General features: G+C 56.6%; 9 protein-coding genes. 6 read left to right on the plus strand and 3 right to left on the minus strand.

Annotated elements, in window-relative coordinates:
* Positions 1-46: 46 nt before the first annotated feature.
* Both K7I12_RS04275 and K7I12_RS04280 read right to left on the minus strand, forming a co-directional pair.
* Entirely contained in the window at positions 47-556 is a 510-nt protein-coding gene (locus tag K7I12_RS04275) for a helix-turn-helix domain-containing protein (RefSeq protein WP_231663125.1), read from the minus strand.
* Positions 553-1,044 (minus strand): transposase, encoded by a 492-nt coding sequence (locus K7I12_RS04280; protein ID WP_231663127.1) that lies wholly within the window; start codon positions 1,042-1,044, stop codon positions 553-555. The genes K7I12_RS04275 and K7I12_RS04280 overlap by 4 nt, the downstream gene beginning before the upstream one ends.
* Positions 1,045-1,130: 86 nt before the next feature.
* Here K7I12_RS04280 and K7I12_RS04285 point away from each other — a divergent pair, with 86 nt between their 5' ends.
* The gene (locus K7I12_RS04285) at positions 1,131-1,289 is read left to right on the plus strand and encodes a helix-turn-helix domain-containing protein (protein WP_231663129.1); all 159 of its coding nucleotides are present in this window, start codon (positions 1,131-1,133) and stop codon (positions 1,287-1,289) included.
* A 311-nt stretch (positions 1,290-1,600) separates the two neighbouring features.
* Complete coding sequence (locus K7I12_RS04290; protein WP_231663133.1) at positions 1,601-3,085, plus strand: YfjI family protein; 1,485 nt, start codon at positions 1,601-1,603, stop codon at positions 3,083-3,085.
* 56 nt (positions 3,086-3,141) lie between these two features.
* On the opposite strand, the gene K7I12_RS04295 is transcribed toward K7I12_RS04290, so the two are convergent.
* Positions 3,142-3,894: a hypothetical protein gene (locus K7I12_RS04295; RefSeq protein WP_231663134.1), complete on the minus strand. Its 753-nt coding sequence runs from the start codon at positions 3,892-3,894 to the stop codon at positions 3,142-3,144.
* 334 nt (positions 3,895-4,228) lie between these two features.
* On the opposite strand from K7I12_RS04295, the gene K7I12_RS04300 reads away from it, so the two are divergent.
* The 4 genes from K7I12_RS04300 (at position 4,229) to K7I12_RS04315 (ending at position 12,041) form a co-directional block, all read left to right on the plus strand.
* The gene (locus K7I12_RS04300; protein ID WP_231663136.1) at positions 4,229-4,498 is read left to right on the plus strand and encodes a helix-turn-helix transcriptional regulator; all 270 of its coding nucleotides are present in this window, start codon (positions 4,229-4,231) and stop codon (positions 4,496-4,498) included.
* 133 nt (positions 4,499-4,631) lie between these two features.
* Positions 4,632-5,540 (plus strand): WYL domain-containing protein, encoded by a 909-nt coding sequence (locus K7I12_RS04305; RefSeq protein ID WP_231663138.1) that lies wholly within the window; start codon positions 4,632-4,634, stop codon positions 5,538-5,540.
* A gap of 25 nt (positions 5,541-5,565) precedes the next feature.
* The gene (locus K7I12_RS04310; protein WP_231663141.1) at positions 5,566-9,117 is read left to right on the plus strand and encodes a helicase-related protein; all 3,552 of its coding nucleotides are present in this window, start codon (positions 5,566-5,568) and stop codon (positions 9,115-9,117) included.
* Positions 9,118-9,125: 8 nt separating this feature from the next.
* Complete coding sequence (locus K7I12_RS04315) at positions 9,126-12,041, plus strand: DUF1156 domain-containing protein (RefSeq protein WP_231663143.1); 2,916 nt, start codon at positions 9,126-9,128, stop codon at positions 12,039-12,041.
* The last annotated feature ends 7 nt before the right edge of the window (positions 12,042-12,048 follow it).

The following is a 12,048-nucleotide window of genomic DNA, read 5'->3' on the forward strand; positions in this document are numbered from 1 at the left end:
CTTGCCGCTCTTGCTCCCGTACCGGAGGTCGAGCTGCCCTCAGCTTCTATCGGCCTGCTGCGACAGACCAACGGCAGTGCTCTTTCATCACTGCACGTTTCCAAAGCGCCTCGTGGCGCACCACGTCCCAGCTCCAACAGGCATTGGGGCGTGTCACCCGGTGTCGTTGAGGATCGCCCTGGGGACGTGGGGCACGAGCGCGGCCACGCTGATGCTGCTCACCATGCGCCCGGAGGATGCGGTAGTAGCTCGACTCTGACGCCACGTAGCGGCCTTCGTCGTCCAGCAGCCGCGGCACGATCTGCCCGGGCGGCAGGCTGGCGAACTCAGGACGATGGCAGATCTCCAGCACCTGCTGACGTTCCTCAGGCGACAGGGCATGGCGCGGGACAGGTCGCACGGCCTGAGGCCGGCGATCCTGATCGCCCCGCACCCAACGGCGGTAGGTGTTGGTGCCGATGCCGAGCTCTGCACATGCGGCTTGCAGGCGGGCTCCCTCGGCACGCGCCTCATCGATCAGCTGTGCGGCGTCCTGGCGATCTGCGGTGCTGATCATTCGTCCTCGTCCCCCCAGATCGCTCGGGCCTTTTTTCTCAACGTCAGCAGCGCCGCGGTTTCCGCGAGGGCGGCCTCCTTGCGGCGGAGCTCACGTTTGAGCTCCTTGTTCTCCCGGCGGTCCGCCTTGCGGGCTTCACCCTGCTGCCTGGAGGCGGCATCACTCCGGTCGTTGGCGCCTTCGCAGCTCGCCCGCCAGCGCTGGATCTGCTCAGGATAAAGGCCACGCTGCCGGCAATACTCGGCACGCTCAGCCTCGCTGAGGGCCGCCGTTTCCAGTACGGCGTGGAACTTGTCCTGCGAGCTCCAGCCCTCGGAATCATCGCTTTGGTCTGGTAGCAAACGGCCTGCTTGCCGAGCCTTCTTGCGCCAGTGGTACAGCGTTGCCGCGGAGATACCTTCTTCCTGGGCCACTTCCGCCACCGTGCGGTTGTGCGGCGGGAGCAGCTTCTTGAGGATGGCTTCCCGGCGCTCGTCGGAGTACTTCATCGGAACCTCATCACGCCCCATATGGTTCAGAGTCTAACAGCCGCTGAAACTCCAACTAGCGTGACAGTGGGGGGTTGGTCAGTGCCATGCGCTCTTTGCGTCACAAGAAAAGACTGACTCAGAGAGAGTTTGCTGATCAGTTAGGCGTCAGCCCGCGAACCCTCCAGGATTGGGAGCAGGAGCGTAGGCTTCCATCTGGGCCGGCCAAGGCACTTCTTCAGCAGCGGCTCAAAGAGGTGTTCTGACGCCATGCATCGACCAAGGTCTTGGTCGCTGTTGACAGCCCAATTTGAGCGACAACCAGAGAAGCACGTCGTTATCTGGCCCTAATACGCGCTATGACTGCTATTCCATAGCAGAAATAGCAAAAATCAGGTTCTGATGACCAGAAAATAGAGCAGGGGCTTGCCATAAGATCTTCTCGATGTCAATGGTTTTGCATGATTTAACCCTGGCTTTTAGCAAGGCCCTCCAAGGATGTTGGCATGGGGTTCACTCTTGGCCAGGCACGGCGACTGGTAGCCCGTGCAAACACACAGCCATAAGGAGCCAGGAGATGCACAACCCGTTCAGACTCAAACGCCCCCTTCTGCCGGGGCCCGGGGAGTTCGATGCTTCAGTTATGGAAGGGTCGCTGTTTTGGGAAGCCACTCAAGAGCTGAGCCGCAATATACAGGTACCACCTGATATGGCTGGTCTCACTTTTCTTGGTGCTTTGGCTACCGCCTGTCAAGGCACACATGACGTGCGCATGCCCTATGGCAACCTGAAGCCACTTTCTCTGGCAATCAATATCATCGCACCACCTGGAGAGCGAAAGTCAGCACTATTAAACCGGGTGATGTCGCCTATTAATGATATGGAACGCCAGCAGAGAAGTGAATATGCGAAGAAGTTGGAGCTATACCAGGCCGAGCAAAGCCAGTGGCTTGCAGAGAAAAAAGCGTTAACAGAGCAAATCTATCGGAACAAAACGAAAGGATCTCGTACCGATAAGCAAAGTCTCGAACTTGAAGAACTATACGAAAGGAAGCCGGAGAGGCCAAAGGAAATGGCGATGGTCTATGAAGATGCAACACCCGAAGCTGTTTTCAAAGGTCTTCATGAGGATTTCTCCTCAGCTAGCGTCGTTACCGATGAAGGTCATACGGCCATGAAGAGTGCTTTGTTTAGAGAGTTGGGTAAACTGAACACGCTATGGAGTGGTGGTACCATTACGACTGCGCGTGCTACATCTGGTGGTGTGACTCTGGATAACGCACGGTTAAGCATAATGATGCTGGTGCAACCAGGGGTAATGCAATCTCACTTAGAGCAGCATGGTCAGCGTGAGCGAGAATCCGGTCTATGGGGACGGTTTCTCGTGTGTTGCCCGGCTTCCCTGCAGGGATCTCGATTTATGGATGCGCATCATCAGGTGAGTTGGGATGCTTGGGAAATGGCTCGACAACGTCTCGCAAGCTTGGTGCTGGAAAACTTAGTTTTGACTGAGAACGTTCCACATGAACGTCGTGTCCTCGAATTTTCAGCTGAGGCTCATGAGTGCTGGGTTAAGGTCCACAATGAAATTGAAGCTCAGCTCGCTTTTGGGGAGCGTTTTTTCTTAGTGCCTGATCATGCTAACAAGCTTGCGGAGAATATTGCCCGTGTCGCCGCACTTCTCCATCTTCTAGAGGAGGATGAGGAGGGGGGCGACGAGGAAGGCAAGATTGGAATTCGTTCTTTGCGGCAAGCGATAGAGCTCTGTAGCTGGTACTCAAACTACTTTCAGCAGATCTTTGTTCCACCTCCGCAAGAGGAGTTAGATGCTCAGTTGCTGAGCGAGTACTTGAATGAAGTCCGGCAGTACCGATACCAAGTCATTCGCTACAATGACGTTCGCCAGCGTGGCCCCAATCCAATTCGCAATAAAAAGCGATTACAGGCAGCTATAGAGGTGTTGATGTCGCATGGGGAAGTAGATCTCTTCATGCAAGGCAAAACCAAGTTTATTAACCTATATCCGCAGGTACAGCCGATTCCTAGTGCCAGAGGTTTTTGAGGGTTTTATTACAAAGCGCCGCTAGTAGCGGCGCTTTTTGCCGTATGGCGTCTTGGTTATTGGTCAAATGTTACGTTCATCTTAGTGATTTTGGCGAACTTGACTTTCTTGTTGGCGTTATCTTGAAAATCCTTAAGGACTTGCTCGTTTTTGAGGATGAGCTGGTGTATCTTGTCCATCAGCTTGTCTCGGTCAGTAGGCAGGGGAAAATCCTGCTCTTGAATCAACGGAATTAAGTCGTCGGCGATGGTTGTGGCAGTTTCTACCGGTTCAGGCCAGCCGTTGGGCGGGCGCTTCTTCAATTTGCTGCGTACTAAAGAGCGGAGCAGTGTCGACACTTCATCCTCTTTCGCTCGCTTGGCCTCATGGGCTTTTTTAGAGCGCTGGGAATAGTCCTTATCCCGGACTTGTGTGAGAATATGAAAAGCTGACCAGTATCGATTAGCCCACTCCAAAGCGGTAAGCATCTCGCGTCCTTTTTCTTTTATCTTCTCTTCCTTCACCCTTCCGCTGTCATTGGACTCTATTAAGTTGATGTCTCGTTCGTACAAGATGCTGACATAAACTGCTTGGCAGAGAGCAGCATCGTAATACTTATCAACTAGCTGGTCCAGAGTTTCTTGTTTCTGGCTTGCGCGAAGCTCTTCTTCCCAATCTTTTTTAGGATCTATCTGACCAGTCGCCATACGCTTGACCATATCTTGCATGTTCGCCATGAAGTCGAGATGATCCATGTTGGAATGGCTTCGGCGAATCTCGGTCAATAAATCCTTACTACGACGATAGATGGTGAGAATTAGATCGTCCATGAAGGAATTCCTCTTCTATGTTGCTTGAAATGCTTGGGCTTTATGATGGGAGTCACAATTGGAACAGTGAATCAAGCCGCATTTCAAAATTACCATGTAGAAGTGCTGTGTTTCCATGCTCGAAGGGTCTTTTGACAAGGGCGTTCCTATGACTGCGGCTATTCCGTAATCCATATTTTTAATAGAATGTCAAGATCTTTGCTTGATGGAGCCGCGATTTTTAGCAGCCGTGCAGAGAGAGCCTCGCCATCTTGGGATGATCTGATTGTCATCCAGCGAAGCCGCATGAAGCTGGGAAATCCAACCGGGTCACCTCCGCAGTAAGGAAAGCGCAATGGCACAGCAAGCAATCAACACCCAAACCAATAGGGCTATGGCATCGGGGTATGATGTGCAGAATAGGCCGAAAAAAGTATTGAGAATCAGTGAGTTGACACTTCGTACAGGGCTGTCGAGATCGACCATCTACAGCAAGCTGGACCCAGGGTCAGCAGCGTTCGACCCCACATTTCCGAAGCAGATCAAGCTGGGCAGCCGAGCCGTGGCATGGTTGGAGGACGAGGTTGATGCTTGGTTGTGTCAGCAAGCCGGCCAGCGGCATTGATGCCAGCGAAGCAATGCTTGTCCGCCAAGGTGGTATGGCTCGGCAGCGCGAGTGTTAGCTGCTACTATGCCACCTATCACTATTTGTTAGGTTGTGCCTGCTTGGGCACAGTCGCCGCCAAGGAGGCCCGCGGGTGCCCAACGCATCACACCAGTCGAGCTCGCTGACGTCGCTCTCCACGCCGCAGCGGGAGCGTCTCGCTCATATCGACTTCACCCTCATGTTCAAGGGTGAGGCGGGGCGCGGCGACCTGATGGAGCGCTTCGCCATCGCGCCGACGCAGGCCACCAAGGACTTCGCGCTCTATCACGAGTTGGCGCCGGCCAACATCGTTTACGATAAGTCCAAGCGGCTGCATGTGCGAGCTCGCTCCTTCACGCCGCTGTTCGACTACGACACCACCCGCACCCTGGCTACCCTCTGCCAGGGGCATGGTGATGGCTTCCTCGGCACGCTGCCGACCTCGGTGCGCTGCGAGATGGCCGATCAGCTCAATCAGCCGGATCTGGTCCTGGTAGCGGCGGTCAGCGAGGCCGTGCACAAGAGCTGTGCGCTCTCGATTCGCTATGTGTCGCTCTCTAGTGGTGAGACAGAACGCGAGATCGTGCCGCACACCCTGGTCGACAACGGCTTACGTTGGCACGTGCGGGCCTTCGATCGTCACTCCGGTGAGTTTCGCGACTTCGTGCTCACACGCCTTCTGAAAGTGTCTGTGTACGAGCAGAGTGCTGCTCAGGAACATGAGAGCCTCCTGCATGACCGCCAGTGGAATCGTTTCGTGGAATTGGAATTGGTGCCTCACCCCGGGATTCGTCATCCCCAGGCCATCGAGCGCGACTACGGCATGCAACAAGGCAAGCTGAGTGTGGAGCTGCGAGCCGCGTTGGCCGGCTACCTGCTGCGGCGTTGGAACGTCGACTGCTCGTCCGATCACTCGCTGCAAGGGGCGGAGTACCAGTTGGCCCTGGCCAATGCCCCGGCCCTGTACGGGGTTAAGAATCTTCAGCTGGCCCCTGGTTACGATCAGGCCGAGCCGGTATAACGCGCCTTCGTGCGGAGGGAACTGCATGCTGAAGCTGGAAGACATCAAGCAGGACGCTCAGGTCCGCGGTATCAGGCCCGATGAGGTGGTCCGAGTCGTGGCGGTGGTACCGGTGGGTACCGATGCGCTGACCGTCTACTTCAAGGACAGTCAGGGCGCCGTTCACGAACAGATGCTGTTCCGTGACAATGAGCCCAATCTCTCACTGGCCGAAGCCGGCCGCCCCTGGGCCTTCGATGCCCCCGGCGCCGACTTCAAGCTGGGCCTTGAAGCCTATCGCATCAGCCAGGCGGCCCTGTTTGATCCCATGATGGCGGTGCACACCTCCAACGTGGAGCCTCTGCCCCACCAAATATCTGCCGTCTACGAGGCCATGCTGCCCCGCCAGCCGTTGCGCTTCGTGCTGGCCGATGACCCCGGCGCCGGCAAGACCATCATGGCCGGCCTGCTGATCCGTGAGCTGCTGATGCGCGCCGACGCCAAGCGCATCCTGATCGTCTCCCCAGGCGGGCTCACCGACCAGTGGCAGGATGAGCTGCTGGAGAAGTTCGGCGTGCAGTTCGAGATCTTCAGTCGCGAGAAACAGGAGCAGTGCGCCTCCGGCAACTACTTCGACGAGCAGGATCAGCTGATCTGCCGCCTGGACCAGCTTTCCCGCAATGAGCAGCTCCAGGAGAAGCTGGCCAACACCGAGTGGGACCTGATCATCGTTGACGAGGCCCATAAGCTGTCGGCCAACTACTTCGGTAACAAGATCAACAAGACCAAGCGCTTCCAGCTCGGCGAGCTGCTCGGTTCGATCACCCGCCACTTTCTGCTGATGACCGCCACGCCCCACAACGGCAAGGAAGAGGATTTTCAGATCTGGTTGTCGCTGATCGACAGCGACCGCTTCTACGGCAAGTTCCGCGAAGGTGCGCACAAGGTCGACGTCTCCGACATGATGCGGCGCATGGTGAAGGAGGAGCTGCTCAAGTTCGACGGCACCCCGTTGTTCCCCGAACGTCGCGCCTACACCGCCAATTACGACCTCTCCGACGCCGAGGCCGAGCTCTACGAGCAGGTCACCGACTACGTGCGCAACGAGATGAACCGTGCCGATGCGCTCTCCGGTAAGCGCAAGGGCACCGTAGGTTTCGCGCTGACCCAGCTGCAGCGGCGATTGGCATCGAGCCCCGAGGCGATCTACCAATCGCTCAAGCGCCGTCGGCGCAAGCTGGAAGACAAGCTCAACGAGATGAAGCTCATGGCCCGCGGCCAGTCGGTCCGCGAAGGCAAAGTCGCTTCCACCTTGGGCACCTATGCCGTCCAGAAGCAGATCGATCTGCCTGACAACATGGATGAGTTGGACGAGGAGCTGAGCGCCGAGGAGTACGAACTCTTCGCCGAGCAAGTGGTAGACCAGGCCACTGCTGCCGAGACCGTCCCGGAGCTGGAGGCCGAGATCCTCATCCTCAAGGATCTGGAAGAGCAGGCCCTAACGCTGGTGGATTCCGGGAACGACCGTAAGTGGGAAGAGCTCTCGCACTTGCTGCAGGACAGCCCAGAGATGTACACCGCTGGCGGTAGCCGCCGCAAGCTGATCATCTTCACAGAGCACAAAGACACCCTGAACTACCTGGTCGACCGCATCCGCAGCCTGTTGGGCCGCCCCGAGGCGGTGATCACCATCTATGGCGGGACCAATCGCGATGACCGTCGCAAGGCCCAGGAGCAGTTCCGCAACGACCCGGACGTACTGGTCTTGATCGCGACCGACGCCGCCGGCGAGGGCGTCAACCTGCAGAACGCTAATCTGATGGTCAACTATGACCTGCCTTGGAACCCCAATCGCCTGGAGCAGCGCTTCGGGCGTATCCACCGTATCGGCCAGCGAGAGGTCTGCCACCTGTGGAACCTGGTGGCCAACGAGACCCGCGAAGGGGCTGTGTTCCAGAAGCTGTTCGATAAGTTGGAGGTGGAGAAGAGCGCCCTTGGCGGCAAGGTCTTCGACATCCTCGGCGAGGCCTTCGAGAATACCTCGCTCAAGGACCTGCTGGTGGAAGCCATCCGCTACGGCGAGTCCGACGAGGTGACATCGCGCCTGGACCAGGTCATCGAGGGGGCCCTGGATACCGAACACCTGCGCGAGATCATCCGCCGCAATGCCTTGGTGGAGCAGCATATGGGGCTGGAGGCGCTCTATGCGGTGAAGGACGAGATGGAGAAGGCTGAGGCACGCAAGCTGCAGCCTTATTTCATTCGCGCCTTCTTCACTGAGGCCTTCCAGACACTGCGCGGTGAGCTGCGCCCGCGTGAGCCGGGGCGCTATGAGGTGCGCCATGTGCCCGCGGCGATCCGTGAGCGCGACCGGGTGATCGGTGAAAGTCGCACCCCTGTGCTCAGGAAGTACGAACGGATCTGCTTCGAGAAGGAGCATGTGCGCCTGTCCGGTAAGCCTATGGCGGATTTGATCCACCCCATGCATCCGCTCATGCATGCCACCACCGACCTGGTGTTGCAGGCCCACCGCAGCAAGCTCAAGCAGGGGGCAGTGCTGGTTGACCCTAACGACGATAGCACCACGCCCAAGGTGCTGTTCATGGTCGATCACTCGGTGCGCGAGGTAGAGAGTCAGAGCAGCAGCTCGCCCTTGGTGGTGTCGCGGCGTCTGCAGTTCGTGGAGATCGACGAACAGGGCAGGGCGACCCATGCCGGCTGGGCGCCACACCTGGACATGCAGCCCATCGATGACCATGACTTGGGCCTGGTGCAAGACGTGCTCAAGGCGCCCTGGATCACCGGCGACCTGGAGGCCCTGGCGCTCAACCACGCCGTGCAGGCCCTCGTGCCCGAGCACTTCCGCGAGGTGAAGGGGCGCCGGGAGCGCCACGCCGACAAAGTGCTCAACGCCGTGAACGAGCGGCTGGTCAAGGAGATTAACTACTGGTCGGACCGCTACATCAAGCTCACCGACGACATGAAGGCCGGCAAGCAGCCGCGTATGCAGCCGGAGATGGCGCGCCGGCGGGTCGATGAGCTGACCGAGCGACTCAACCAGCGCCGCCGTGAGCTAGACGCCATGAAACAGGTGGTCTCCAGCACGCCGGTGGTGATCGGCGGTGCCCTGGTGATTCCCCAAGGCCTGTTGGCCGATCGCAAGGGCGAGACCCAGTTCAACGTCGATGCCCAGTCCCGTGCCCGTATCGAGCAGTTGGCTATGCAGGCAGTGATGGAGGCCGAGCAGGCCATGGGCCATCAAGTGTTCGATGTTTCCGATCAGAAGTGCGGCTGGGATGTGACCGCTCGTCCGCCGGCCAACCCGGACGGCTCGATCCTGCCCGACCGCCATATCGAGGTGAAGGGCCGAGCCAAGGGGCAGAGCACCATCACTGTTTCACGCAACGAGATCATCTACGGCCTTAATCAGGCCGACAAATTCTGGCTGGCCATCGTCATCGTCGATGGCGACAGCGTAGAAGGTCCGTACTACGTGCAGGAGCCTTTCACCAGCGAGCCTGACTTCGGCGTGGCCAGCATCAACTATGACTTGGGCGAGCTGCTTTCGAAAGCTGCCGACCCACAACAGACGCTATAGGGAACCGGATGACAGACATCAAATCTCCCAAGAAACTCATCGAAGTGGCGCTGCCACTGGATGATATCAATGCCGCTGCGGCTCGAGAGAAGTCGATCCGTCACGGCCACCCTAGCACCCTGCATCTGTGGTGGGCGCGGCGTCCCTTGGCGGCAGCACGGGCGGTGCTGTTTGCGCAGTTGGTCAACGATCCCGGCTATCAGCGCGAGCTAGGCTACGGCGTCAACAAGCAGGAAGCCGAGCGAAAGCGCGAGAAGCTGTTCGATATCATCCGCGACCTTGTGAAGTGGGAGAATACCAACAACGAGGAGGTGCTGAACCGGGCCCGAGAGGCGGTCTGGGAAAGTTGGCGAGAGACCTGCCATCTTAACCGTAATCACCCGCAGGCGGCGGAGCTTTTCGATCCTGAAAAGCTGCCGGCTTTTCATGATCCCTTTGCGGGCGGTGGTGCGATCCCGCTGGAGGCACAGCGACTGGGGCTGGAGAGCTACGCTTCGGATCTCAACCCCGTGGCGGTAATGATCAACAAAGCAATGATTGAGATCCCGCCGAAGTTCGCGGGCCAGTCGCCGGTGGGACCGATCCCCGAAGGGGATAAGCAGCAGAAGATGCATGAGGACTGGTCCGGAGCCAAGGGCCTGGCTGAAGATGTTCGCCGTTACGGCTACTGGATGCGTGATGAGGCCTTTAAGCGTATTGGGCATCTTTACCCTAAGGTCAAGATCACTCCGGAGATGGTCGCTGAGCGTTCGGATCTTAAACAGTATGAAGGTGAGAAGCTTACGGTAATAGCTTGGATTTGGGCGAGAACCGTTAAAAGTCCAAGCCCTGCTTATAGCCATGTTGATGTGCCTTTGATTTCGAACTATGTACTCTCATCAAAGAAAGGAAAGGAGGCCTGGGTAGATCCAGTAGTTAATGATGATGACTATCATTTTTCTGTTGGTATAGGTGGTCGAGAGGATATCTCTGAGCTTAAAAGAGGGAATAAGCTATCGCATGGGGCTAAGTTTTCATGCTTGATGTCCGGGAGCCTGATAGATGCTAAGTATATTAAGTCTGAGGGCCAGGCTGGTCGCATGGGATCTCGCTTGATAGCAGTTGTTGCAGAAGGGAATAGGGGAAGGGTATATCTATCTCCAAATAATGAGCTTGAGAAAATAGCGAAGTCGGAGCGCCCTACATGGTTGCCGGATGTTGAGTTTGCAAAAAACTCTAGGCATATGACGCCATGGGCTTATGGACTTTCAAATTTCTCGGACTTGTTTTCTGATCGTCAGGTTATCTCATTGAATGCATTTTGCGATTTGATACCAGAGCTTGTCGAAAAGGTTAAGTGTGACTACCAGAAAGCAGGTGGTGAGGAAAGCGAGTCCAGTTTGGTTTCTGGTGGTGTTGGGAGTAAAGCTTATGCTGAGGCAGTCTGTACATATCTATCATTTGCAATAGATAAAATGGCTGATTTGGGTAACAATCTTTGTGGTTGGGAGCCAATCGCTCAGTGTCCAAGACACGTTTTCGGTAGGCAGGCTTTACCCATGGTTTGGGACTATGCTGAAGCAAATCCATTCTCTACTAGTTCTGGTTCTTGGAAAGTTTTTGTTGATGGGATAAGTAAGTCTTTTTCAAAGTCTTTTGAAATATCAAAAAAAAGTGCTTTAGGGTTCGCTTCTCAAGCTGATGCTGGGACCCAGGAAATTAGCGGAGACAAGGTGGTTTCTACTGATCCGCCCTATTATGACAATGTTCCTTATGCTGATCTCGCTGACTTCTTCTATCTTTGGATGCGGCGATCTCTAAGAAAAATATGGCCCAAAGTTTTTTCAACTTTGGCTGTTCCAAAAGAAGAGGAGTTGGTAGCTGACTCTTTTCGTCACGGTGGGAATGAAAAGGCTGAGCTCTTCTTCATGACAGGGATGACTAAAGCCATAAAGAGGCTCGCTGAGCAGGCAAGTCCGGCTTTTCCTGTTACTATTTATTATGCTTTTAAGCAATCAAAGACACGTGAGGATGTGACCACAAGTGCTGGGTGGGTGAGCTTTCTTGAAGCAGTGATTAAGGCAGGTTTTTCCATCGACGGTACATGGCCTTTGAACACCGAAAATGCCAGCAGGATGAGAGGGCAAGGTGCCAACGCATTAGCATCTTCGGTAGTTCTTGTCTGCAGAAAGCGCGAAGTCACTGCTGAGTCCATTTCTCGCCGCGATTTCCAACGTAAGCTGCGTGAGGAAATGCCCGAAGCCCTGGAAACCATGATCGGTGGTGAAAGCGGCCAGGCGCCTATCGCGCCGGTGGACCTCGCCCAGGCGGCCATCGGACCTGGTATGGCCATTTACTCTAAGTATGAAGCGGTGCTGAATCAAGATGGCTCGCAGATGAGTGTCCACGATGCTCTGGTGCTGATCAACCGGGCGATTACCGATTTCCTGACGCCAGATTCCGGCAACTTCGATGCGGATACCCAGTTCTGTGCCAGCTGGTTCGACCAGTATGCCTGGAGCACCGGGCCCTTCGGTGAGGCCCAGGTGCTGGCCCAGGCCAAGGGCACTAACGTAGATGGTGTTAAGGAAGCCGGTGTAGTTGAGTCCGGCAGCGGCAAGGTGCGGCTGCTGAAGTGGGCCGAGTACGAATCTGACTGGGACCCAACCACCGACAAACGCACGCCGGTGTGGGAGGCCTGCCACCAGATGATCCGCCGGCTGCAGAATCATGGCGAGTCCGCGGCTGGCGAGCTGTTGGCCAAGATGCCGGAGAAAGGCGAGGCGATTCGTCAGTTGGCCTACCACCTCTACACGCTCTGTGAACGCAAGAAGTGGGCCGAGGAGGCACGCGCCTACAACGAGCTGATCGGCTCCTGGCATGCCATCGTGGCGGCGTCCCATGAGACCGGGCATACCGGTGAACAGGTAGGCTTGGAATTTTAGGAGGCAG

The organism is Halomonas sp. IOP_31 (assembly GCF_021151495.1).
In the GTDB taxonomy this organism is placed as follows: Bacteria; Pseudomonadota; Gammaproteobacteria; order Pseudomonadales; family Halomonadaceae; genus Modicisalibacter; species Modicisalibacter zincidurans.